The 23,054-nt window shown below is 67.1% G+C and carries 29 protein-coding genes, 1 tRNA gene and 1 pseudogene; 22 read left to right on the forward strand and 9 right to left on the reverse strand.

Annotated features, from left to right (window positions below):
• Positions 1-246 precede the first annotated feature (246 nt).
• The 17 genes and pseudogenes from M8542_RS14520 to M8542_RS50630 form a co-directional block, all read left to right on the forward strand.
• Positions 247-576, forward strand: a complete 330-nt coding sequence (locus M8542_RS14520; RefSeq protein WP_257920668.1) for a hypothetical protein — start codon at positions 247-249, stop codon at positions 574-576.
• Between the two features lie 196 nt (positions 577-772).
• A complete protein-coding gene (locus M8542_RS14525; RefSeq protein ID WP_257920669.1) occupies positions 773-973 on the forward strand; it encodes a hypothetical protein in 201 nt (66 codons plus the stop codon).
• 106 nt (positions 974-1,079) lie between these two features.
• Complete coding sequence (locus tag M8542_RS14530) at positions 1,080-1,286, forward strand: hypothetical protein (protein WP_257920670.1); 207 nt, start codon at positions 1,080-1,082, stop codon at positions 1,284-1,286.
• Positions 1,287-1,361: 75 nt separating this feature from the next.
• Positions 1,362-2,177 (forward strand): hypothetical protein, encoded by an 816-nt coding sequence (locus M8542_RS14535; RefSeq protein ID WP_257920671.1) that lies wholly within the window; start codon positions 1,362-1,364, stop codon positions 2,175-2,177.
• Positions 2,174-3,259 carry a hypothetical protein gene (locus M8542_RS14540; RefSeq protein ID WP_257920672.1) on the forward strand — a complete coding sequence of 362 codons (1,086 nt, stop codon included), beginning with the start codon at positions 2,174-2,176 and terminating at the stop codon, positions 3,257-3,259. The genes M8542_RS14535 and M8542_RS14540 overlap by 4 nt, the downstream gene beginning before the upstream one ends.
• A complete protein-coding gene (locus tag M8542_RS14545) occupies positions 3,256-3,975 on the forward strand; it encodes a hypothetical protein (protein ID WP_257920673.1) in 720 nt (239 codons plus the stop codon). The genes M8542_RS14540 and M8542_RS14545 overlap by 4 nt, the downstream gene beginning before the upstream one ends.
• A 216-nt stretch (positions 3,976-4,191) precedes the next feature.
• Positions 4,192-4,785 carry an MT-A70 family methyltransferase gene (locus tag M8542_RS14550; protein WP_257920674.1) on the forward strand — a complete coding sequence of 198 codons (594 nt, stop codon included), beginning with the start codon at positions 4,192-4,194 and terminating at the stop codon, positions 4,783-4,785.
• On the forward strand, positions 4,782-4,982 hold the full coding sequence (locus tag M8542_RS14555; RefSeq protein ID WP_257920675.1) for a hypothetical protein: 201 nt from the start codon (positions 4,782-4,784) through the stop codon (positions 4,980-4,982). The genes M8542_RS14550 and M8542_RS14555 overlap by 4 nt, the downstream gene beginning before the upstream one ends.
• 241 nt (positions 4,983-5,223) lie before the next feature.
• Positions 5,224-5,364 (forward strand): hypothetical protein, encoded by a 141-nt coding sequence (locus M8542_RS14560; RefSeq protein ID WP_257920676.1) that lies wholly within the window; start codon positions 5,224-5,226, stop codon positions 5,362-5,364.
• Complete coding sequence (locus M8542_RS14565) at positions 5,354-7,546, forward strand: type IV secretory system conjugative DNA transfer family protein (protein WP_257920677.1); 2,193 nt, start codon at positions 5,354-5,356, stop codon at positions 7,544-7,546. Before M8542_RS14560 ends, M8542_RS14565 begins: the two co-directional genes overlap by 11 nt.
• Positions 7,547-7,712: 166 nt before the next feature.
• The gene (locus tag M8542_RS14570; protein WP_257920678.1) at positions 7,713-8,576 is read left to right on the forward strand and encodes a replication-relaxation family protein; all 864 of its coding nucleotides are present in this window, start codon (positions 7,713-7,715) and stop codon (positions 8,574-8,576) included.
• Positions 8,576-9,190: an antirestriction protein ArdA gene (locus M8542_RS14575; protein ID WP_257920679.1), complete on the forward strand. Its 615-nt coding sequence runs from the start codon at positions 8,576-8,578 to the stop codon at positions 9,188-9,190. Before M8542_RS14570 ends, M8542_RS14575 begins: the two co-directional genes overlap by 1 nt.
• A 48-nt stretch (positions 9,191-9,238) precedes the next feature.
• Positions 9,239-9,949, forward strand: a complete 711-nt coding sequence (locus tag M8542_RS14580) for a hypothetical protein (RefSeq protein WP_257920680.1) — start codon at positions 9,239-9,241, stop codon at positions 9,947-9,949.
• A 139-nt stretch (positions 9,950-10,088) separates the two neighbouring features.
• On the forward strand, positions 10,089-10,478 hold the full coding sequence (locus M8542_RS14585; protein WP_257920681.1) for a helix-turn-helix domain-containing protein: 390 nt from the start codon (positions 10,089-10,091) through the stop codon (positions 10,476-10,478).
• Complete coding sequence (locus tag M8542_RS50625; protein WP_372508527.1) at positions 10,459-10,689, forward strand: helix-turn-helix domain-containing protein; 231 nt, start codon at positions 10,459-10,461, stop codon at positions 10,687-10,689. Before M8542_RS14585 ends, M8542_RS50625 begins: the two co-directional genes overlap by 20 nt.
• Positions 10,690-10,838: 149 nt before the next feature.
• Positions 10,839-12,104: a tyrosine-type recombinase/integrase gene (locus M8542_RS14590; RefSeq protein WP_257920682.1), complete on the forward strand. Its 1,266-nt coding sequence runs from the start codon at positions 10,839-10,841 to the stop codon at positions 12,102-12,104.
• 22 nt (positions 12,105-12,126) lie between these two features.
• Positions 12,127-13,233 (forward strand): annotated as a pseudogene (locus M8542_RS50630) (recombinase family protein); the annotation flags it as partial.
• Positions 13,234-13,335: 102 nt separating this feature from the next.
• Here M8542_RS50630 and M8542_RS14600 read toward each other — a convergent pair.
• The 6 genes from M8542_RS14600 to M8542_RS14625 all read right to left on the reverse strand — a co-directional run bounded on the left by M8542_RS14600 (position 13,336) and on the right by M8542_RS14625 (position 17,846).
• Positions 13,336-13,635: a hypothetical protein gene (locus M8542_RS14600; protein ID WP_257920684.1), complete on the reverse strand. Its 300-nt coding sequence runs from the start codon at positions 13,633-13,635 to the stop codon at positions 13,336-13,338.
• Positions 13,636-13,882: 247 nt separating this feature from the next.
• A tRNA-Ala gene (locus tag M8542_RS14605) sits at positions 13,883-13,955 on the reverse strand.
• A gap of 53 nt (positions 13,956-14,008) precedes the next feature.
• Complete coding sequence (sepX, locus tag M8542_RS14610) at positions 14,009-14,836, reverse strand: divisome protein SepX/GlpR (RefSeq protein ID WP_257920685.1); 828 nt, start codon at positions 14,834-14,836, stop codon at positions 14,009-14,011.
• A 162-nt stretch (positions 14,837-14,998) separates the two neighbouring features.
• Positions 14,999-15,667: a GNAT family N-acetyltransferase gene (locus tag M8542_RS14615; protein ID WP_257920686.1), complete on the reverse strand. Its 669-nt coding sequence runs from the start codon at positions 15,665-15,667 to the stop codon at positions 14,999-15,001.
• A complete protein-coding gene (gene glp / locus M8542_RS14620; protein WP_257920687.1) occupies positions 15,667-16,944 on the reverse strand; it encodes a molybdotransferase-like divisome protein Glp in 1,278 nt (425 codons plus the stop codon). The genes M8542_RS14615 and glp overlap by 1 nt, the downstream gene beginning before the upstream one ends.
• Positions 16,941-17,846 carry a UTP--glucose-1-phosphate uridylyltransferase gene (locus M8542_RS14625; RefSeq protein ID WP_257920688.1) on the reverse strand — a complete coding sequence of 302 codons (906 nt, stop codon included), beginning with the start codon at positions 17,844-17,846 and terminating at the stop codon, positions 16,941-16,943. The genes glp and M8542_RS14625 overlap by 4 nt, the downstream gene beginning before the upstream one ends.
• 24 nt (positions 17,847-17,870) lie before the next feature.
• Between M8542_RS14625 and M8542_RS14630 the strand changes: the two genes are divergently transcribed.
• From M8542_RS14630 to mscL, 4 genes are all read left to right on the forward strand, one after another.
• Positions 17,871-18,461 (forward strand): 5-formyltetrahydrofolate cyclo-ligase, encoded by a 591-nt coding sequence (locus M8542_RS14630; RefSeq protein WP_257920689.1) that lies wholly within the window; start codon positions 17,871-17,873, stop codon positions 18,459-18,461.
• An 86-nt stretch (positions 18,462-18,547) separates the two neighbouring features.
• Positions 18,548-18,847, forward strand: coding sequence for an FmdB family zinc ribbon protein (locus tag M8542_RS14635; RefSeq protein WP_257920690.1), 300 nt, complete (start codon positions 18,548-18,550; stop codon positions 18,845-18,847).
• A 130-nt stretch (positions 18,848-18,977) separates the two neighbouring features.
• A complete protein-coding gene (locus M8542_RS14640; protein WP_257920691.1) occupies positions 18,978-19,616 on the forward strand; it encodes an SAF domain-containing protein in 639 nt (212 codons plus the stop codon).
• 31 nt (positions 19,617-19,647) lie between these two features.
• Positions 19,648-20,061 carry a large-conductance mechanosensitive channel protein MscL gene (gene mscL, locus M8542_RS14645; RefSeq protein WP_257920692.1) on the forward strand — a complete coding sequence of 138 codons (414 nt, stop codon included), beginning with the start codon at positions 19,648-19,650 and terminating at the stop codon, positions 20,059-20,061.
• Positions 20,062-20,067: 6 nt separating this feature from the next.
• Here the strand turns inward: mscL and M8542_RS14650 are convergent, their stop codons facing one another.
• Genes M8542_RS14650 through M8542_RS14660 form a run of 3 tightly spaced genes read right to left on the reverse strand, consistent with a single transcriptional unit; the run spans position 20,068 to position 21,875 of the window.
• A complete protein-coding gene (locus M8542_RS14650) occupies positions 20,068-20,241 on the reverse strand; it encodes a hypothetical protein (RefSeq protein WP_257920693.1) in 174 nt (57 codons plus the stop codon).
• A gap of 46 nt (positions 20,242-20,287) precedes the next feature.
• Positions 20,288-21,328: an aldo/keto reductase gene (locus tag M8542_RS14655; RefSeq protein ID WP_372508528.1), complete on the reverse strand. Its 1,041-nt coding sequence runs from the start codon at positions 21,326-21,328 to the stop codon at positions 20,288-20,290.
• 46 nt (positions 21,329-21,374) lie between these two features.
• Complete coding sequence (locus M8542_RS14660) at positions 21,375-21,875, reverse strand: MogA/MoaB family molybdenum cofactor biosynthesis protein (RefSeq protein WP_013230045.1); 501 nt, start codon at positions 21,873-21,875, stop codon at positions 21,375-21,377.
• Between the two features lie 123 nt (positions 21,876-21,998).
• Here M8542_RS14660 and M8542_RS14665 point away from each other — a divergent pair, with 123 nt between their 5' ends.
• Entirely contained in the window at positions 21,999-23,054 is a 1,056-nt protein-coding gene (locus M8542_RS14665) for an NAD-dependent epimerase/dehydratase family protein (protein WP_257920694.1), read from the forward strand.

Consider the following 23,054-nt stretch of genomic DNA (forward strand, 5'->3'; position numbering starts at 1 on the left):
GCGAGCAACCCTCGATAGCGAGTCACGAAATCCGGGGACTTTACCCGCAGCAAGCTCAAGAAGATCCGTATCGACAGGCTGCAGCTGTGGATCTCCGAGCCGGACATATCCTCGCGTACGAAGGGCCGTCAGCTGATTGTTGATCTTCTCGCGCAGCTCATTGTCCACGCACCGCACACTACCGGATCAACGGTCGCGGTCACGTAGAGTGTTGACATTGATTTGCATTAGCACATAATGATCTTCATGAACGAACTACAACCTGAATCAATAGAGCGAAAAGGCAATGAAACCCTAACCGAACACGAACTCAAGCTCCAAGAAGCGAGGAACATCGCGGGTCTAGCGGGTGTTCTCTGCGAGGGTGCCGAGGGCAAGGAAAGCTTGGAATCACTCGTAGACGGCGGTCTCGACTATCTATATCACATCTGCAAATCGCTCGGCAGGCGCGACCCAGAGATGGCGGCTCTTCTTATTGATGCCCTTGACCGCGACCACAGGACCGCAGGGCATGCCCAACCGCTGGAGATCAAGAACAACCTCCGCGAGCAGCTCGGCTTGCCACCCCTCGCTTAGCAGCGCTCGACGCCCGAGGCGACAAGCGTACCAATGACTACACTACGTGAGCTCACAGAGGCGGATCTGCGCCAGAAAGTCATTCGATCCTGGTTTCTCCCAGCTTCTTCCTGATGTTGCACAGGTTCGGTACTGAACCATCCAGCCTGATCAGGCAGCTTCAAGGGGTCAGCGACAACCCCCGAAGGAGCAGAAGTTGCCGTGGCCGTTACTTCTCACGCTGAGTGTCACGCTGGCCTTCCTCATGGGCGTCCTGTGCGGTGGCGCTTGGTCCGAACAGCGCCTGAGCATGCGGACGCGCCGGCTCGCCGACCTGCAGCGCGAGGTCAACGAGCAGGCGCAGGCGCTCCGCAAGCGCCAGGTCGAGGACGCCCGGCGGCGCACGCTCAGGGCTTGAGGTGAGAAAGATCAGCAAGAGCAGTCAATAGCGACGGTTTCAGCTCAGGGCACAGTTTTACAGTCGCGATTTCTCGCAACTACCCCGATTCCAGAATGGAGCAAACATGCCCCGCAACCGCTATACCAAGTTCGTTCGCATTCGCACACGGGTACAGATCGAACGTCAAGAAGTTGAACTGCGCGAGCTCGGCCGCGAACTCCACCGATTGGATCCGCAGTCGGCTCTTCTCCCCATTCGGAACGAGGAGAAAGAAAGGCGCAGTGCCCGGGTCGACCGCAAACGCCGATCCAAGCGCGTGACAAAGGAATAGGAGTCAGATCCGTGGCGGGGCGACATCCCGTTGCCCCGCTTCATGCCGCACCCGTATCCAGAGAAGGGAGCTTCCATGTCCTGCTTCACCAAGTCGAACCTCACCCGTATCACCCCAGCTCGAGCACTCACCGCCGCGGTGGTCGGCACGGCGCTCGCGCTCGCAGGCTGCAGTACGGCATCTCGCCCGAACAACGACCTGGCCGCCGACCAGCAGATCCTCGCGACCTGCGACGCCGCCGCACCGCCGGCCGCGGACATCCAGCTCGATGGCAGCGGCTCGAGCAGCTCGGACGCCATCACCGAGGAGCGCTTCAAGGCCATCGAGTCGATCGTGCGCACCACCGCGATCTGCAGCGGACGTCTCCGCGTGAGCGTCTTCTCCTCGAGCAGCGCGGCGACCAACATCATCATCGACAAGTCGCTCCACCTCGACGGAGCGACCGACAACGCACGCCTGAAGAAGCTTCCTGCCCTGGTCACCAGCAGCATGGCGGCTATTCGGAGCGGCTACTCGGCGGCAGCCACGTCGCTTCCGAACGGCGGCAGCGACATCAGCGCAGAGTATCGCCTGGCCAGTGAGTGGATTGGCCAGCTTGGCGCGCCCTACCGGCTGCATCTCTACCTGCTCACGGACGGTTTCCAGAACGTCGGCTTCCGGCTGGACGACAAGGTCATCTCTAAGCAGGCCGCAGGCGAACTCGCCAACGGCGTCGCGGTTCCGCCGCTTCCTGGTGCATCAGTGCTGGTAGCGGGCCTGGGCCGCATCTCAGGGGACCCGCCGAGCTCCGAGATGGTGGACGGACTCATTGCCTTCTACGACGCTCTGTGCAAGAACGCGTCCGCGGCGCAGTGCGTCTCAGTCACCGACTACACGGTGGCCGGCCGATGAGTCTCGCGCGCGCGATCGGCGCGCAGAAGGATCCGACGGCAGCTTGGCAGCACGAAGCCAACCGGGTCACGCTCCCGCAGTTGGACGGAGCGACGGCGTGTCCACGCCCGAACACCATCGGGACGATCTACGTCCAGCACGAGTATCTGGCGCTTGGTGAGGAGCAACTCGCTCTGTGGTCAGCGGCCGGTGAAGCAGCGGCCTCTCCACACCAGGCGCAAGCCGAGGAGGAGTCCGCAGCCGCGGCCGCTACCGAGTTCTTGCTCAAGGAGAGCGAGGGGCAGGTTCGCCACGCCCATGAGGATCATCAGCACGCGCTCCGCACGCTGAACCACCACGTCAAACGCTCCTCCGGCGCCAAGCTGCGCTACTGGTTGGGCATGCCCGTCCTGTGGTTTGGCGACACCGGTGGAGTCTGGGCCGCCGCCGTCATGAACGGCGACGTCGTCTACATCGCCTTGTTCCTCGCCCTCGCCTCCGGCATGGCGGGCGTGTGCTCCGGCCTTGCGGGCGCCGAGCTGCGGACCATCCGCTTGACAAGAGCACGGCAGCAGGCTCGCGACCAGCTGAGCGAAGATGAGAAGCGCTACCACCAGCTGTTCGCTGGCCCAGGCGGCGGCACGGGCATTCTCAAGCTGATCGGGCTCATGTCACTCGCGGTCGTCGGCTTGATTGCCCTCGGGGTCGGCACCTTGCGCGCCTCTGTGGATGGCCAGGCCGCCGGGCTGACCTTCGGCATGCTGGCGGCAGCGACCGCATTGGCCTCTGGGCTGCTCAGCTATTCCGCCGCCGATGACGTTGCGGATTTGCTCGACGCTTTGGCCAAGCGTGTGCGGCGCGCTGAAGCCCGTCATCTCCAGCTGGCCAGCTCCAGCCCGCTCCGACTGCGCGCCGCTGGCCAAGCGGTCGCTCAATCCATCGAGAAGGAGTACGCGCTCCGTGGCCAGGCTGCGGCCGAACACATGGAGGCGCTTGCCTGGCGCATCCAGGTCCGAAACCCAGCCGTTCTCGGCCACGGCTTCCCAGCTGGTGAGCAGGGCGGGGTGATCGGCCGGCGACCTCGCCGAGGTGGCGTCGCATGATCCTCCCCTCCCACCTGTTGCCGAGTACCCCCAGACGGGGCCGATTTCTCGGCGCACCTCCCGACCAGCTCGCCAGTCAGAAAGAGTTCGACCTCGACGACGCGCCCTACGAGCTGGGCGACCCCGGCCAGCCGTCGCCGACGCCGACCATCGTGATCGCCCTGTTCGACGACTCCGGCTCAGTCACCGGACGAGGTGGCAACGACCCGCTCGCCCGGCGCTACGACGAAGTGGAGCACGCGTTTCAGGTCGTCGCGCGGCGCGGCTCGCGGCGCGAGCTCGGAGCCGTGCTGCACTTCGACTCGCCGTGCCGGACCGACGCCGGACCGGTACCGATCACGCGGCTCGGCATGGCGTCACTGCGTCCGGGGCTTCGCCGACCGAAGGACGGCGTCGGCTCGAGCACGCTGGCACCGAGCCTGGATCAGGCAGTGGAGCTTGCCCACTCGCATCCGCGACACCAGGCCACGCTGGTCGTTTTGTCAGATTTCTTGCTCCTCGACGCCGACCCAGCCCAGGTGCTGTCCGATCTCCGGGCTTTCCCGGGTTTGGTGCACGCGGTGGTGCTGGGCAGCCGAGTCCCGGACGGCGTTCTTGACGGCGCCGTGACGGTTACGCAGATCATGTCGGGCGGCCCTCGGGGCGCTGTCGCGAAGGCGCTCTTCGGCTCCCTCGTCGCCCGTCGGCCCGGCAGCACTCCGCTGCTACCGAACTAATGCGTAGTCAATTACACAACAGCTAATCGAGAACCTCCGATGCGTCGATCCCAAGAGCTCTGCCCCGGAAGGAACCCGTCGGTTCGGTCGAACCTTCGCCCGAACCTTCGACCGAACCGACGGTTTCCCTCTCGCCCACTCTTCGTCCATAACTAGGCGCGTACCTGGCCGGCGCCTCACCCGGTTCCGTTCCAGGCAGAGAAAGGAGAGTCATGCGTGACAACAACAAACGAAACCGTCCACACCACACCGACGCAGTTCCGAACCATCCTGGCTGACCCGCCATGGGATGTGCTCCAACAAGGAGGCTACGGCGCCAAACTCCACTACCAGCTCATGACGCTCGAGCGCATCAAGGCGATGCCCGTCGGCGACCTGGCAGCTGACCAAAGCCACCTTTGGCTCTGGACGACCAATGCCACCCTTCGCGACGGCTACGACGTCGCTACAAGCTGGGGGTTCACGGTGCGCTCGCCGCTCACCTGGGTGAAGTTCCGGCTCGGGCTTGGCACCTACCTCCGCAACACGACAGAGCACCTCTTGTTCTGCACCCGCGGCAAGGCACCAGTCCAGTTTCGATCGCAGCCCACCTGGTTCACGGCACCAGTCCAGGATCACTCCCATAAGCCGGAGGAGCAGTACGCCCTGATCGAGCGGGTGTCGCCTGGCCCCTACCTGGAGCTGTTCGCCCGCCGCCGGCCGCTCTCGAACGCCGACTGGTCGGTCTGGGGCAACCAGATCGACTCGGACATCACCGTCACCGGCTACCCCGTTCCCAGTGACCGCCGGGCCGCAGGAGGCGCTCAGTGAACGACAAGGGCGGCTCGAAGAACCCGCTCGCTTGGCTGCTCCATGCAAGCCTCGTCATGCTCGGGGCGTCCATCGCGCTCAACCTGGCGGTCACGTTTCTCCAGCCCATCGTGCCCTGGCTGATCGCCGGCTTCGCGGTCGCCTTCCTCGGGTGGTGCGTAGTCGTCTTCATCCGGTGGCGACGCTCCCGCTGGTAACCAAAGCGAACCGACACATGCACTGCGCACGCGTTGTCAAATAAACAAACATTATTGACGTCTCGTCGAAAATAGGTAATAAGTAAATCCGTTGCAAAGTGTTGAATCCATGCAGCACAAGCGTGATACAGAGAAAGCGAGATGATCTATGACCCCAGCCCCAAAGAAGACCAACAAGAACCGAAAGGAGCGTCGTGAACGCCGCTTAAGGGTCCGCAGTGTTCGCCGGGATACGCCGGACATGCGCAAGCTCTCCAAAGCCATCATCGGGCTCGCGCTGGCCGAGGCCGAGCGCGAAGCCCAGGCCCAAGCCGTCGAAGCTCAACCCAACGCTAGCGACTCGCCTCCCTCCGCGAAGAAAGGCGGACGCCATGGCGCCTGACGCGACGTCGCTCGTCTTCTCCCAACTCCACCTTCCCCGGCCGCTTGAGTCGACCGCGGTCATCCGGTTCCTCGAGCGACTTGCGTCCGATCGCGACGAGCCGCGAGTCATCTTCGAAGCACGCGCTAGCGAGACCGGCACTCAGCACCTGCTCGGCTGCCGAGCTGGTGACGTGCATCCGTTCAGACGCCTCCTCGGCGACCTGCTGCCCGGCACCATCCTCGCCGGCTTCTCGGCGGCCAGCCCGAACCCTCGCCCCACTGTCGACGTCGCAAGGCAGCTCCGCCTGCATTCCGCCAGCCTGCCGCTTCGTACGGACGTCGCCGAACCGACGACGCTCGCCCTTCTCTCCGCACTCGCCGTACGCCTCCACACCGGAGAGTCCCTCGTCATGCAGATCATCCTGGGCCCGCGACACATCCCAAGGTCGGTTCACGCAGACGTGCCTGACCCCGACAGCACCATGCTCGACGCCCTCACGGCGGGGGCCCGCCCCGCCAGCTCGGAGACGCGTCAGCGCCTCAAGGACCGACTCTCGCGAAGCGGCTTTCGCGCCACCATCCGACTGGGAGCGGCCAGCAGCGACAGCGATCGGAGGCGGCGCTTCGTCACGGGGCTGCTCAGCGCGATCTCCACCGCGCGCAGTCCCGGCGTTCAGATGACGCTCGCGCCGGAGAAGCCGAAGGCGCTCGATGGGGCACGGCTGCCCTGGCGCTGGCCGTTGCACCTGGCGGTGCCTGAACTTCTCGGACTACTCGCCTGGCCGATCGGAGACGGTGAGCTGCCCGGGCTGCCACCGCTCCACCCGAAGCCGCTACGCGCCGCGCCTGGCGTACACACCGGCCCACGTGTCTTCGCCCAGAGCGCCGCGCCCGGTGACGAGCGGCAGATTGGGATCTCAGCTCAGGATCAGACCTTCCACGGGATCGCGTACGGCCCGAGCGGCTCCGGCAAGACAACCGCTATCGAGCACCTGATCCTGGCGGACATCGAGGCTGGCCGAGCGGTCGCGGTACTCGACCCGAAGCGCCAACTCATCGACAACCTCATGGCCCGGATTCCCGAAGGCCGCATCGACGACGTGGTCGAAATCAACGCCGGCGACCAGGCGCCCGTCGGCTTCAACCCGCTCGACATCGGCGATCGCGACCCCGACGTCGTGGTCGATGGCATCCTTGCGGTCTTCGCTAGCGTCTTCAGCGACGGATGGGGCCCGAGGACTCAGGACATCTTCTCTGCCTGCCTGCGCACGCTGGCCAGAGCAAGCACGCCCGAGGAACCGGCCACATTGGTCGATCTAACGCGGCTGCTCACTGATCCGGCGTTCCGTCGTCGGCAGGTCGGCCGCATTCAGAACGACGTCGCCCTAGCCGGCTTCTGGGCGTGGTACGAGGGGCAGTCGCCACAGGCACAAGCCGCGGCGATCGCCCCGCCCCTTAACAAGCTGCGCCAGTTTCTGCTCCGCCCCGCACTGATCCGGATGCTCGACCAGCGCAGCGGCCGCTTCCGCCTCCGCGACCTGTTCCGCGAGAACAAGATTGTCCTGGCTCCCCTCAATGAAGGCCTCGTCGGGCCGGGCACCGCTAGCCTGCTCGGCAGCCTCATCGTGGCGGACATCTGGCAGGCCACGCAGGAGCGCGCCGGGGACCCGGGGGCGGGCACGACCCCAGCGACGATCTACATCGACGAGGCGCCGCGCTTCCTGAACCTCCCCGTCTCGATGGCCGACGCCCTCGCCGTGTCGCGCTCCCTTGGCGTCGGCTGGTTCCTGGCCGCTCAGTTCCGCTCCCAGTTCCCACCAGCCCTCGCCCGAGCGGTCGACATGAATGCTCGCTCCAAGATCCAGTTCGCAACGGAGTACGAAGACGCTCGGGACACCGCCAAGCTCACCCGCGACTTGACGCCAGAGGACTTCATGGCGCTGCCGCAGTTCCATGCCTACGCAAACCTTGTCGCCGACGGCCACCCCTCTGGCTGGGCGCTGGTTAGGACGCTGCCGCCGACTGTGGCGACGATCGACCCGGCCATCGTCCGCGCCGCGTCGCAGGCCAACTACGCGCCAATCGAGGACGCGGCTCCGACGACTACCTCCGAGCCAGACGCCGAGCCCGAGGTGGCTCCTGAGCTCGAACTGGCGCCGCAGCCGATCGAACGGATCGGGAGGAAGCGGAGGACGTCATGAAACAGCGAACTGACGATAGAAGCAGTGTCTCCACCCGTATGTTCGCTCGTATCTCCGTGTCGACCCCACTGCCGCATCCTCGCAGGTCACACGCCCTCCCTATCCCCCCTTGGGATGGGACTGACCCCCAAATTGGGGGTCACCGGGCGGGCCGAGGAGACGGCGCATGAGCCCGACCGACGTCACCACCTTGCTGCTGCAGTTGTCGGAGCGGGACATCTCGATCTTGCAGTCGATCAGCACGCATCGCCTGCTCTCCACCGCTCACATCCGGCGACTGCACTTCGCCCAAGGGCACGCCAGCCTCGGTGCCGCATCCGGCGCCGTCATGCGAGTGCTGACCCGCCTAGAGGCGAAGACCCTGGTGGCCCGATTGGGACGACGCATTGGCGGCGTTCGCGCGGGATCGTCCGGCATCACCTGGCAGCTCGGTGCGACCGGCGAGCGCCTGATCCGCACCATGGAGGGCAAGAAGTACCGTCGCCGGTTCATCGAGCCAGGCGCCACCTTCGCGGCGCACACCCTCGCTACGGCCGAACTCGCTGTCTCGCTGCACGAGCTCGACCAGGCCGGTGTTCTGGAAGTGACTGCTACCGAGACGGAGCCGTCGTGCTGGCGCTCGTTCGCCGGCCCCCACGGCACGCTCGAGTGGCTCAAGCCTGACCTGTTCACCATCACGGTGATCGGCGACTTCGAGGACCACTGGTACGTCGAAGCCGACCTGGCCACCGAGCACCCCACCGTCGTTCTCCGCAAGGCGAAGACCTACCAGCGCTACGCGGCCACTGGAGCGCACCAGGCGCGTCATGGCCTCTTTCCTGCAGTCGTCTGGGTCGTCCCGGATTCGACCCGCCAGCGCGCGCTTCAGGCCGCACTGGCAGCCGACAAGGCCATCCAGCCCGGGCTCTTCCAGGTGGTGACGACGTCGGAGTTCCGCCAGCTCATCACCAGCGGAGTTCCTGATCCGCCAGCGGTCTCCGAGGCCGACCACCAGCACCAACAACTCATCTTGAAAGGAGGGACCACTTAATGGAACGACACCTGCACCAACCTGAATCCGACGACGAGGAGCCCGGCGAACGCCCGCCTGCCTTCGGCCCGGAGCGACAGCAACCTCGCCATCCAAGGATTTACGTCGCCGACCTGGCCAGTACGGAGCGCGGCATCGAACACGGCCTGTGGATCGACGCCGACCAGACGGCGAGCGAAATCGACGCGGACATCGCCGCGATGCTGGCAAGCTCCCCAGTGCCCGGCGCCAAGCTCTGGGCAGTCCGGTCGAGCGAAGACTTCGATGGCATCGACCTGTCGACCGTCACCGACAGCACAGTCATTGCAGACCTTGCCCGCGGCCTTGTCAAGCACGGCCGTGCCTTCGCGGCCTGGGCTCGTTTTGTCAGCAACGACCGTTCGCGGCTCAGCGAGTTCCGCGACTCCTACATCGGCAGCTACCAGTCCCGTGAAGCGTGGGCGTGGGCCCTCGTCGAAAGCCTCGGCTGGCACCGAGACCTCGACCGACACGTCACCGACACGCTCATACGACCGTACGTGGTCTTCGACTACGCGGCTGTCGCCGAGGACGCCGAGCCCAGCTGGCAGGTCCTCGCCGACCGAGACGGCACCGTGCACGTTTTCGCCCGCTAGGCCGGCGAACGAGACACATCCAACCCTCACAGCGAAAGGAGGTACCACTTGGAGAAGTATCCACTCAACCCGGACGACCGGGATAGAAGCGTCCCAGGGCGCGAACGGCTGCACGCCGGCGAGATCGACCTCACCGGCAGTGTCCCGCAGCCAGGTGCATTGGCCGACGTCATCTTCGACGCCATCACCGAAGCGGAAGGAGTCGGCGAGAAGATCCCCGACTGGGGCGCCCGGGTCATCGCCCGCGAGCTCGCCAACCGCATCCCGGTTCCTGGCACCCTGCACCACTACGCCGTCACGGGCAGCATCGACCACCTCGGACTTGCTCGCGAACTCGCGATCCATGCGCAGTTCGGCGACGTCCAGACCAAAGAGCTCTGTGATCTGCTCGGTCTCTACCTAATCAAGCAACCCGCTGGTCGCCCCGGGCACCCCGCAGATATCACGACGGCCGTCGAACAAGGACTACAGGAGCACGGCGCACCCTTCTGGGCGTACCTCCAGCTGTACCCGGGTGAAGCCCCTGATGACGTTGTTCAGCGCTTCAACGACTTCCACATCGGCAGCTTCGCCAGCCTGAACGACATCGTCGACGAGCTGACCGAGATCAAGAAGATGAAGGAAGCGATCAAGGAGGCCGAGGAGCGCTGGGGCTTCGAGGACTTCATCAAGATCGACCAGGAGCGTCTTGAGCGCACCGTCCGCGCCACCTGGGACGTCATCGAGTTCGATGGGAAGTTCCATGTCTTCATGCGCTAGCAGCGGCGCGGCCCAACCAGCGTCCAGACTTCCAATAAATCCAACAATTGGGACACTGTTGCGGAATTGTCAACAATGGGTGCTTTTGCGCCTAAACGGAGGTAAAATAGGGGAACAAATAACGGAGACCTTCGCGAACATGACAGATGAAGCCGCACGCTGTTTCGGCGAATACCTTAGAGACCTACGCACGCAGCGCAAGCTGAGCGTTCGTGGTCTCGCGGCGAGAGCAGGCATCGACAGTGGGACCGTTACGCGCCTCGAGCAAGGTGGCATCCATGCGCCCAGCCCGGGCACGCTCAAGCAACTGGCGAGCGCGCTCGATGTTCCACTCGCAGACTTGTTCACGATGGCCGAGTACGTTACGGCAGACGATTTGCCCGACTTGACCCCCTACCTCCACACAAAATTCAGCCACCTTCCCGTTGAGACACGGGCAGCGATGGCCCAGTACTGCTACGAACAAACCAGCTTGTACGAGAACAGGCAATCACAGAAGGGAGGTACCTATGAACCAAACAGAGAATGACCAACCTGTCGTGGCCGCCACGCCAGAGCCGCCACGCCTCTTCACTGTCAGCGAAACGAGCGAACGACTCCGCGTAAGCCGATGGCAAGTGTACGCATTGATCAACCAGCGAAGGCTGAAGACCATACGGATCGGTCGACGACGACTTGTCGCCGAGCCCGACCTCACGGCACTCATCGAGGAGCTTCGCGAAGACGGAGACTCGTTATGAACCGCAGGGCGAATGGCGAGGGAACCATATATCAGAGAGCAGATGGGCGCTACGAGGGCGCCATCATGCTCCCAACCGCAAGTGGCAAGAAGAAGCGCGTTCGCGTTTACAGCAAGGCCAGGACCGAAGTCCACAAGAAGATGACGCGCATGATCGAAGAAGCTCGGCAGGGGATATTACCAGCCGAGAAGACATGGAAGCTTGGCGACTACCTCGACTCCTGGATCGAGAAGGAAAAGCGCCGACCGCTTACTCGAAAACGGCACGAATCGATAGTGCGCCTCCACATCAAGCCGCGTCTTGGCCATCTACGACTTGACGCTTTATCCGTACGGATAGCGCAGAACTTTCTCGATGATCTATTCACTGATGGCAGGTCAGTAGCAACAGTCCATCAGACACGAAAGGTCTTGAGTGCAGCCCTGACCTACGCTATGCGGCAGGAGCTGATCACGCGGAACGTCGCTCGACTGGTGGAGCTACCGCGCTATCGAGCAGCGGAAGCCGACCACTGGACGCCAGAGGAAACGACACGCTTCCTGAACGCTGCCCGCACCGATCCGCTCTACCCGGTCTTCGTACTCCTGGCACTCTACGGCTTGCGCCGCGGCGAGGCAGTCGGCCTCCGGTGGCGAGACGTGGACTTTGACCGCGGCGTGGTCCGTATCCGGCAGCAAGTCCAACGCATCGATGGCGAACTGCGGCAGGTCGAACTCAAGACCGAGACCAGCGAGAGAGATGAACCACTGCTCGCCACCGCGCGTGAGGTACTCCTGCGACAGCGCGAAGCCCAAGTCGCTGCCAGAGCCGAGGCCGGCGATTCGTGGCATAGCACCGGCGACGATTACGAGCTTGTCTTCACCACTCGGACTGGTCGTCCACTGGAGTCGCACAACGTTGCCCGATCGTTCCTTCGAATCTGCGCACAACACGGCCTGCGGCGGATCACCATCCACGGGCTACGACACAGTAACGCCACCGCACAGAAGGAACTGCAGGTACATGCCCGTGACACCCAGGCAATCCTCGGGCACGGCGACATCCGCACCACGGGCATCTACGAGCATGTCGGACTTGAAAGCAAAAGGAATGCGCTACAAAAGGTCGAAGGACGGCTGTTTGCGGAAGCCTCTAACAGAGAGCGTTGCCGTCAAAATTGCCGTCAAACCGCCAACGAGGCAGCCGCAAGCGAATCAAAGTCTCTACCAAAGAAAGCATCCACCCCCGATGGGTTGGATGCTTTCTTTGGTGGCTCCTCCCAGACTCGAACTGGGGACACAAGGCTCTTCAGAGCGTTTGGAGCTACCGTCGAGCAACGCCTGACCTCTATAAACAACGTCGTACGAGCACATACGCGCACATGGAAATTGGGCTGCGTTGCCGTCAATCTTGCCGTCAACAACCCACCAGCGTAACGGCACCCAGAAGGGAGGTCCTATGACCGAGCAAGCCTTGAACCGTAACGTCGCCCGGTACGCGACTGGCGAACGTCGCCGCAAGCGCGCGGTGCTCTACCTCCGTGTATCGACGCCCGGACAGGTTCACACCGACTACAATCCAGAAGGCATCTCGATCCCGGCCCAACGCGAGGCCGGCAAACACAAGGCTGCACAGCTTGACGCGGACGTTGTCCGCGAGTTCGTCGAGCCGGGTCGCACCGCCACCAGCATCGACAAACGACCAACCTTTCAAGAGATGGTCGCCTGGGTGAAGTCTCAGAAAGACATCGACTACGTCATCGTCTACCACTTCAACCGAGTCTTCCGAAACAGCGTTGACGCGGGCATCACCAAGCGGGACCTGAAGAGGGTCGGTACCCGGGTTGTCTCCACCATTCTCGACATGGGCGAAAGCCCGGAGAGCGCCATGGTGGAGACCATCTTGCACGCCGTCGACCAATACCAATCCGAAGCCAGCGGCGCGGACATCAGCTACAAGATGGGCCAGAAGGTCAAAAACGGCGGCACCGTCGGCATCGCCCGGCTCGGCTACCTGAACGTCCGTGAACCGAAGCCCGAGGGCGGCGAGATCCGCACGATAGCCATCGATCCGGAGCGCGCCCCGCTCGTCCGACTGGCATTCGAGCTGTACTCGACCGGTGACTACACGCTGGCGGACCTGGATGAGGAACTGTACGAGCGGGGCCTGCGGACCCGGCCGACACCACGGCGGCCGGCCAAGCGGGTCTCGATCAACAAGCTGTCGCTGATGCTTCGTGACCGGTACTACATCGGCTACGTCGCGCATGAGGGCGAGGAGGTCCGCGGCCGCCACGAACCACTCATCGACCCCGTCCTGTTCGACCACGTCCAAGCGATCGCCAGCACACGAACAGCCGCCAAGGAGCGTCGACGCGTGCATCACCACTATCTCAAAGGGTCGGTGTTCTGCGGCCGCTGCCGGAAGACAGGCGCCATGTCGCGCATGATCATCCAGCACACGGTCAACTCACGCGGCTACGAGTACACGTACTTCTTCTGCCGGAACAAGCAGAGCGGCCGCTGCAGCACCCCGCACATCAACGTCCTCCACGTCGAGGAGGCTGTCGAGACGCACTACGCCAGCGTCCGATTCAGCCCTGACTTCGTCACAGACGTTCGAGCCCACATCGCCGCCACCCTGGATGACGAGCGAGCTGCCACGCGCCTACTGCGGCAGCAACTCACCACACAGCTCCGCGACCTTGAGACCAAGGAAGAGAAGCTGATCGACCTGGTCGCCGGCGGTGACGACACGATGCCGCGCGAGCGGATCAAGGAGAAGCTCCGCGACATCGGGCGGCAGCGCCAGCGCGTCACCGAACGCCTGGAAGAGACCACCGAGGATCTCTCGGAAGTCGCCCGGCTTGTCGAACTGTGTCTCACCCTGCTCGAAGATCCACAGGAGCTCTACCGGCGCTGCGATGACGAACAGCGGCGGCTGCTCAACCAGGCGCTCTTCGAGCACGTCTTCATCGAGGACGAAGACGTCACGGCTTACGACTTGCGAGAGCCGTTTGCCACGCTGCGCTCAGTCGAAGACCGCCACCAGAGCGCGAGCAGCGACAAGCCTGATCCTGGGGCCGTCGCCGAACTCCCTACAGATGACACGAGGGGCGTCTCCGATTCCGGAGACGCCCCTCGTGTCATGAACGATGTTGAAGTCCTACTAGCGGGCATGGACTTGGTCCAGTGTTCTAGTAAGCCCTCCAGTGTGGAGCTGAGGGGAATCGAACCCCTGACCTTCTCGATGCGAACGAGACGCGCTACCAACTGCGCTACAGCCCCTTGGTCGTGCTCGTAGAGCGTATCAGTGCCCTACGAGCACCCGAAATCGGGGGTCACTCCCCGACAGCCCGCCGATAAGGCCCGGTCCCGGGCTCGTCGAGCTCCTCGAACGCCGGGTCCTCGTCGTCCAGATCGACCACCACCGCGCTCCGCCGGACCCGCGAAGTCGGCGACGGACGCCGCTCGACCACCTCGCGGCGGACCGGCTCCACGACCTCGAAGTCCTCGGCCGGCTCGGGCTCCGGTTCCGGCGTCTCCTCGACCGCCGGGCGGGCTTCGGACCGGCGAGGTGCCCGGGTGCTGTTGAACCGCGCGAGCCGGCGCTGCCGGATCTCCTCTTCGATCCGCACCTGGCGCCGGAGGTAGACGAGGTACCCGACGAGCACGACGTCGGCGGCCGCGTGGCCCCACCAGACCATCGGCATGACGAAGCCGGCGACGGCGGCCGTGATCACCGCGGCCGCGAGCAGGATGACGACGACGCGCTGCCGGAAGCTGTACTTCGCGCGCGCCGCGATCTCCGCCGCTTCGGGGTCGAAGCCGCCGCGACCGGGGCGGTAGCCCGCGCGTTCACGCTCGACGCGGGAGCCGCGCTTGGGCTGCGGGAGCGGCTCGGCCTCCGGCTCGTCGTAGTCGTCTTCGTCGAGTTCGAGGTCCGCTTCCAGCTCCGCGAGGTCGTCCTCGACCGAGGGCCGGGACTTGTCGGGATCGTCGGACATGGCGAATTCCTCCCGGTCTTCGTTGCGTCCACTGCGCACCACCCTGGCCGCCAGCGCGGAGTCGGCCGTACGCGCCACCTGCTGCCGCTTTCGCGCGACCATGGGCACGAGAACGACGAGCCATGCCGCGGCGAGCGCGACGATGATCACGGAGCTGGGCATCTCCCGTCACCTCCCCCGATCCTTCACCTGAAATCACGCTAGTCACAGGAGTAACAGATCGGACGGAGGCTCGCCGGGTTGGATCACGGAAATGCCTCACCGGATTAGGTGAATCTCACAGCATGTGGTAACGCGCTCACTGACCCGGGTGGGTAATGACCGTCAGGCGTAGTCGGCGCGGCCCGACGCGACCAGCCGCGACACCAGGCCGGCCCCGGTCTCCTCGCGCGTCACGGCGAAGCAGTAGTGGTCCCGCCAGGCGCCCGCGACGTCGAGATAACGCTCGAACAGGCCCTCCTGCCGGTACCCCGCCTTGGTGAGGACCCGCAGGCTGGCGGCGTTTTCCGGGCGCACGGTGGCCTCCAGCCGGTGCAGCCCCGCCGGCCCGAAGGCGTGGTCGGTGACCAGGGCGACGGCGGCCGTCGCGACCCCGCCGCGAACCACCTCGGACGACACCCAGTAGCCGATCCAGGCGGACCGCAGCGACGCCCGGATGACGTTACCCACAGTGATCTGGCCCGCAAGGCGACCGTCGAGGGTGATCGTGAACGGCAGGCACTGACCACGCCGGGCGAGCGACCGCAACGCCGCCCACTGGGACGGCCATGACCAGAAGGCGTTGCGTTCCGGCCACGGGCCGACGCCGGTCGGCTCCCACATCTCGAGGTGCGCCCGGTCCCGGAGCCGGATCCGGGACCACTCGCCCGCGTCGCGCAGCCGGACGGGCCGGATCGCGACGACGCCGGCGGGCACCCGCAACGGGCCGAGCCGGGACGGCCAGCCCGGGTGCCGGCTCTCGACCGGGTAAGCCACGCCCGACACGGAGGTCATCAGGCCCGTTGCGCCAGGAACGTGACCTGGACCTGCTCGCCCGCGGGCACGTCGGTCAGCTCCTCCGGCACGTTGATCAGGCAGTTCGCTTCGGCCAGCGACGCGAGCAGGTGCGCGCCGGACTGGCCGAGCGGCTGGACCAGGTACTCGCCGTTGGCCTCGTCGCGCAGGAGCTGACCGCGGAGGAAGCCACGCCGCCCTTCGGTCGAGGTGATCGGCGACAGCAGCCGCGCGCCGACCATCCGCCGGTGCGGGTTGCGGGTCCCGCGCGCCGCCCGGATCAGCGGCCGGACCAGCACCTCGAACACGACCAGCGCGCTCATCGGGTTGCCCGGGATGAGGAACGTCGGCACCGAGTCCGGGCCGAGCCGGCCGAAGCCCTGCACCGAGCCGGGGTGCATCGCCACCCGCGTCATGTCGATCCGGCCGAGGTCGGACAGCGCGGCGTGCACCTCGTCGCCGGTCGAGCCGCCGGCGCCGCCCGCGACCACGACGATCTCCGACATCAGCAGCCGGCCCTCGACGATCTCGCGCAGGCGCTTGGGCTCGGTCGACACGATGCCGACCCGGCTGACCTCGGCGCCCGCGTCCCGCGCGGCCGCGGCCAGCGCGTAGGAGTTGACGTCGTAGACCTGCCCGACCGACGGCGTCCGGTCGATGTCGACCAGCTCGTCGCCGACCGACACGATCGACACCCGGGGCCGCGGGTAGACCAGCACCTTCGCCCGGCCGACCGCGGCCAGCAGGCCGACCTGCGCCGACCCGATCGTGTCACCGTTGCGGACCGCGACGTCGCCGATCTGGACGTCTTCGCCGGCCCGGCGCACGTACCCCGCCGACGGCACCGAGCGGTGCACGGTGACCTTGGCCTGGTGCCCGTCGGTGTAGGCGAGCGGCACGACGGCGTCGGCCAGCGTCGGCAGCGGCGCGCCGGTGTCGACGCGCACCGCCTGCCCCGGCTGGAGCCGCCGCGGCTGGCGCGAGCCCGCCGCGATCTCCCCGACGACCGGCAGCTGCACCGGCTCCTGCCCGGCCGCGCGCACGTCGACGCTGCGCACGGCGTACCCGTCGACCGCGGCCTGGTCGAACCCGGGCAGCGCGTGTTCGGCGACGACCTCTTCGGCGCAGAGCAAGCCCTGCGCTTCGGAGATCGCCACCCGCACCGGCCGGGGCCGGACGGCGGCGTCCAGCGTCATCGCGATCTGCTGGTCGACCGAGCGGAACTCGGCCTGTTCGCCGGCCGCTTCGACCCGTGCCGCGTCGAGGGATTCCGTCATGGGCGATCTGTCCCGATCCGTTCCGTGAGCCACGCCCGTAAAGATGGACCGTACTCGGGCGTTTCAAGCGCGAAATCGACCGCGGCACGCAGGAAACCACCCGGATTCCCCAGGTCGTGGCGGCCGCCGCGGTGCACGACGACGTGCACCGGGTGTCCTTCGGTGATCAGCAGCGCCACCGCGTCGGTCAGCTGCAGCTCGCCGCCACTGCCCGGGGTGATCCGCTTCAGCGCGTCGAAGATCGCCCGGTCGAGCAGGTAGCGCCCGGCCGCGGCGTAGGTCGAGGGCGCGTCTTCCGGCTTCGGCTTCTCGACCATCCCGTGCACGCGTTTGACGTCTTCGTCGTCGGTGTCGGTGACGTCGAAGACGCCGTACGGCGAGATCTCGGCCTTCGGGATGTCGAACGCGCAGAGCACGCTGCCGCCGAACTCGGCGCGGACCGCGCTCATCCGCTCGAGCACGCCGGTGGGCAGCACGAGGTCGTCCGGCAGCAGGACGGCGACAGCCTCGTCGTCGGGCTTCAGGTTCGGCTCGGCCTGCGCGACGGCGTGCCCGAGCCCGAGGGCCTGCTCTTGGATGGCGGTCTCGACGGCGAGCAGCGCGGGCCCGCGGCGGACCTTGTCCAGCAGCTCGTCCTTGCCCTTGGCCGTGAGGTTCTCCTCCAGCTCGGGCTGGGTTTCGAAGTACTTGACGACGGCTTCCTTGCCCGGCGAGGTCACGATGACCAGGCGTTCCGCCCCGGCAGCGGCGGCCTCGGCCGCGACCAGCTCGATCCCCGGCGTGTCGACCACCGGCAGCAGCTCCTTGGGCACTGCCTTCGTCGCCGGGAGGAAGCGCGTCCCGAGGCCGGCGGCAGGCACGATGGCGGTTCTGAACGTCTGGGAGGTTGCGGCGCCCGTCATGGGCGCAAAGCCTAACGTGAGGTCATGCACGCGCTGGGCAATGAGCACCTGAGCAAGGCGGAGTGGCGGACGCGGCTGTCACGCGCGCGGGCGGACCAAACGGCCGAATCCCATGCCCGGGAGGCGTCGGCGCTGGTCAGCGCGGTGTCGAAGGTCACAGTCGGCACGGTGTGCGCGTACCTGCCCTTCGGCGCCGAGCCGGGCACGACCGCGCTCGTCGACGCGCTGGCGGCCGGCGGCGCGCGCGTGTTGCTGCCGGTCATCGTCTCGCGGGCGGACCCGCTCGACTGGGCCGAGTACACCGGCGAGGCCGACCTGGTGCCGAGCAAGTTCCGCGGGATCCGCGAGCCCGGTGGAAAACGCCTGGGTACCGAGGCTGTCGGCGCGGCGGAGCTGGTCCTGGTGCCCGCGCTGGCCGTGGACCACCGGGGCGTCCGGCTCGGCCGGGGCGCGGGCCACTACGATCGCTCGCTGGCGTTCGCGGCGGCCGGGGTGCCGCTGCTGGCCGTCGTCCGGGACGAAGAACTGGTCGAACGGCTGCCGGGGGAACCTCACGACGTGCGCATGAGCGGAGCCCTGACACCCGGTCGAGGCGTGCTCGAGCTGCCGATGTGAGCAACGAGGAATTGCTTTCGGGGAATGCTTTCAAGCACAATTGGGTTAGCACTCTGGTCGGATGAGTGCCAGCAAAGGAGCCGTCAGTGCCTACGTACCAGTACGCCTGCAAAGAATGCGACCACCGGTTCGAAGCCGTGCAGTCGTTCTCGGACCCCAGCCTGACCGTGTGCCCGCAGTGCTCCGGCACCCTGCGCAAGGTGTTCAGCTCGGTCGGCGTCGTCTTCAAGGGCAGCGGGTTCTACCGCACCGACTCGCGCGACTCGGGCAAGTCGAGCACCGCTTCGACCCCGGCGAAGACGGAGACCAAGTCCGAGACCAAGACGGAGTCGAAGCCGGCATCCTCCCCCACGAGCACGACGAAGAGCACCGCCGCCGCCTCCTGAGTCCCGAGTTATCCACAACACCCCGGTTGTCCACAGATGCCGGACGAGGCCCTTCCGGCGGCCCGTCCGGCTTCCCTAACGTCGATTTCGTGCGGCACACCGCCGCACCCGATCCGACCGAGGGGCCACCGTGGACGTGCTGGCGAAGCTCACCCCACCTGATCTCACCCGGCTGCACAGCCGGCGAGCGCGGCTGATCCGCCGCTGGCTCGCCGCCGGCCTGCTCCTGGCCGGCGCGCTGCTGTTCGCCCATCCCGGTTCGGCGCGGGGCGCGCCGACGACTCCGACCGTCGTCGCGGCGCACGACCTGCCCTCCGGCGCGGCCCTGCGCACTTCCGACGTCCGGCTGGCCGACCTCCCTGATTCCGCACGTCCGGCGGGCGTGTCGAGCACCCTCGGCGAGGTCGAAGGCCACCTGCTGGCCGGTGCCGTCCGCGCCGGCGAACCCCTGACCGACGTCCGGCTGGCGAAGACCATCCCCGCCTCGGGTGAGCCTGGCACGGCGACGGTCCCGGTCCGGCTGGCCGACTCGGCCGTCGCCGGGTTGCTGGGCCTTGGCGGGCGGGTCGACGTCGTGGCGGCGCCGGAACCGGGCGCGCCGGCGTCCGTCCTGGCCAGTGGGGCGACGGTGGTGGCGATCGGGCATCAGGAGAAAGCGGCCGGCGGTCCTGAGAAGGGTCCGCTCGTGCTCCTCAGGCTCCCCGAAGCGACGGCGACGAGGGTGGCGGCGATTTCACTGGAGCGACCGGTAACGGTTACTCTCCGCTAGCCCCCACCCGACCCGTTTTCGAGGAGAGCAAGTGTTCAAGGGTTTCAAAGACTTCCTGATGCGCGGCAACGTCGTCGACCTCGCCGTCGCGGTGGTCATCGGCTCGGCGTTCACGGCGATCGTCACGGCGTTCACCAACGGCCTCATCAAGCCGCTGATCAGCACGATCGGCGGCACGGACGCCGCGAAGGGCCTCGGCTACCAGATCTTCGACAACAACCAGGCCACGTTCCTCGACTTCGGCGGCGTGATCAACGCGGCGATCAACTTCGTGCTGGTCGCGGCGGTGGTCTACTTCGTGATCGTGCTGCCGGTGAAGCACGTGCAGGAGCGGCGCAAGCGCGGCCAGGAGCCGGGCCCGTCGGAGCCGACGGACGTCGAGCTGCTGATCGAGATCCGCGACCTGCTGCGCGCGCAGTCCCAGCGCGACAACGGCCGCGACTGAGGCCGGTCAGCGATCGTGGTGCGGAGGCCGGTTCTCCCGGTACCAGTCGTCCGGGAGCCCGGCACGCCCGCCGGCGTCCCGCTCATCGGAAGTCGTCTCGGGCAGGACGTCCCCGAAGATCTCGTCGACCCGCCGGCGCTGCTCGCTGCGGGTCTTGGGGTCGCGTTCCTGGCCGGACATGCTCCCAGTGTCCCACGACAGTTCTTTGACAACTCCAGAGCGAAGCTCAAAGCCGGCGGCGCAGCTCGTCCCGCCACTCGCGGACCTGGTCGTCGCTGTGCAGGAAGTCCTCGCCGGGCCCTGGCCTGAGGTCGATCCCGAAGAGCAGATCGAGCGCCCACCGCTGGTCTTCGTCCAGTTCGCACTCGTCATCACTGTGCCACCGAGAGGCCCAGCGGTCGGCCTCATCGCGGCTGATCCGCCCGGACAGGACGCCGGTGAAGCACGCTTCGATCTCGGCGAGGTCCGGCCCGCTCAGCCGCCGGCGCTGCGCCGGCGTCAGCACCAGGCCGGCCGCGGCGACGTTCTCTTCGAGGTGCGCGATCCGGCCGGTCCCCGGAATCGGCAGCAGCACCGGCGAGTGCCCGAGCAGCCAGGCGAGCGCGACCTGAGCGGCGGTCGCGCCCAGCTCCGCGGCGATCGCGGCGACCCGGGGCCCGCCGACCGGCGCGACGGGCCGCCACGGCAGGAACGCGATGCCCGCCGCGGCACAGTCCCGCAGCACCGGCTCGTGCTCCCGGTCGTGCAGGTTGTAGCGGTTCTGGACGCTCGCGACGTCGATGATCTCCCGGGCGCTCGCCAGCTCGCCGGCCGTCACCTCGGACAGCCCGAGGAGCCCGACCTTCCCGGCGAGCTGCAGCTCCCGGAGGGTGCCGAGCTGGTCGGCCAGGGGCGTCTCCGGGTCGATGCGGTGCAGCTGCAGCAGGCCGATCCGCTCCACGCGCAGCCGGCGCAGGGCCTGCTCGACCTGGTCTCGCAGGATCTCGGGCCGGGCGTCGAGCCGCCACTCACCGCCGGGTCCGGTGCGCGCGACACCGACCTTGGTGGTGATCACCAGCTCGTCCGGGTACGGGTGCAACGCCGAGGCGAGCAGCTCCTCGTTGGCTCCGCCGCCGTAGAGGTGGGCGGTGTCGATGAGCGTGACGCCCAGTTCGACGGCCCGTCGGGCGACGGCGATCGCACGTTCAGGGTCGGTTTCGGCCGGCAGGTGCATCGCGCCGAAGCCGAGCCGGCGCACCTTCAGCCGGCCACCGATGAGGAAGTCCATGACCGGAGCGACGCTATCGGCGGCGCCCCGGTCAGGCCAGGGAGTTTCAGACCTCTTCGAGGCCGGAAAGCTCGTCGATCACGTGCGGCACGAGCGAGGTCAGCGTCGCCATCCCGTCGCGCACCGCGGACCGCGAGCCGGCGAGGTTGACCACCAGGGTGCTGCCGGACACGCCCGCCAGCCCCCGCGAGATCCCGGCGTCCACCGCGCCGGCGGCCAGCCCGGAGGCGCGGATGGCCTCGCTGATGCCCGGGATCGGCCGGTCGAGCACACCGGCCGTCGCGTCCGGCGTGCGGTCACGCGGCAGCACGCCGGTGCCGCCGACGGTGATCACCAGGTCGGCGCCGCCGATCACGGCGGTGTTGAGCGCGTTGCGGATACCCGCGGTCTCGGCTTCGACCACCACGACACCGTCGACGATGAAGCCCGCTTCTTCGAGCAGTTCCGTCACCAGCGGGCCAGTGGTGTCCTCGTGCTCGCCGTGCGCCACGCGATCGTCCACGATGACCACGAGGGCCCGGCCCAGCCGTTGTGCACTCCGTTCCATGGCGCCCACCGTAGTCGGTTTCGCCCTTCCGGCGCCGGGAGGTGCCGGGTGAGTTCTGACGATTCCCTGACGTGCCCGCGCGCGACCGGGCACGTCCACGCGGCGGCCCCTAGCGTGGCCGGTGTGCGCGTACTGGTCACCGGCGGAGCCGGGTTCATCGGGTCCCACATCGCCGATCTGCTGGCGGACGGCGGTGACGAGGTCGTGGTGCTCGACAACCTCCTGCCGACGGCCCACGGCTCCCGCACCCCACCCGCGTACACCGGCAGGCACCGGTTCCTGCGCGGAGACGTCACGGACGCCGAGATCGTCGCGGAACTGCTGGACGGCGTCGATGCCGTGTGCCACCAGGCGGCGGTGGTCGGCCACGGCGTCGACCCGTCCGACGCGCCGTCGTACGCCCTGCACAACGACTACGGCACGGCGGTGCTGCTGGCGGCGATGCACGCGGCAGGCATCCGGAAGCTCGTGCTGGCGTCGTCGATGGTCGTCTACGGCGAAGGCCGGTACGCGTGCCCGGACCACGGCGTGGTGGCGCCGTCCCCGCGGCGGGCGTCCGATGTGGACGCCGGGCGGTTCGAGCCGCGGTGCCCGGCCTGCGGCGCCGAGCTGAGCTGGCGGCTGGTGCCCGAAGACGCGCCGCTGAACCCCCGCAGCACGTACGCGGCGACGAAGCTGGCGCAGGAACACCTGGCGGGCGCCTGGGCCCGGCAGACGGGCGGCAGCGTGTGGGCGATGCGCTACCACAACGTCTACGGCCCCCGGATGCCGCAGAACACCCCGTACGCCGGGGTCGCGTCCCTGTTCCGCTCGGCGCTGGTGCGCGGCGAAGCACCACGCGTACTCGAGGACGGCCGCCAGCAACGCGACTTCGTGCACGTCCACGACGTCGCGAGGGCGAACGTCCTCGCCCTGCGCACCGAGGGCCCGGCCGGCGAAATCACCCCGGTGAACGTCTGCTCCGGCACCCCGCACACGGTGGGCGAGCTGGCGGCGGAGCTGGCCCGCGCCTGCGCCGGCCCGGCACCCGAGGTGGTGGGCGGCGCCCGCGCGGCCGACGTCCGCCACGTGGTGGCCGACCCCGCCCGGGCCCGCGAACTGCTGGGCTTCACGGCGGAGATCGGCTTCACGGAGGGCATGGCGGACTTCGCGACGGCCGAACTACGCGCCCCGGTCTGA

It is taken from the genome of Amycolatopsis iheyensis (genome assembly GCF_024703995.1).
GTDB lineage: Bacteria > Actinomycetota > Actinomycetes > Mycobacteriales > Pseudonocardiaceae > Amycolatopsis > Amycolatopsis iheyensis.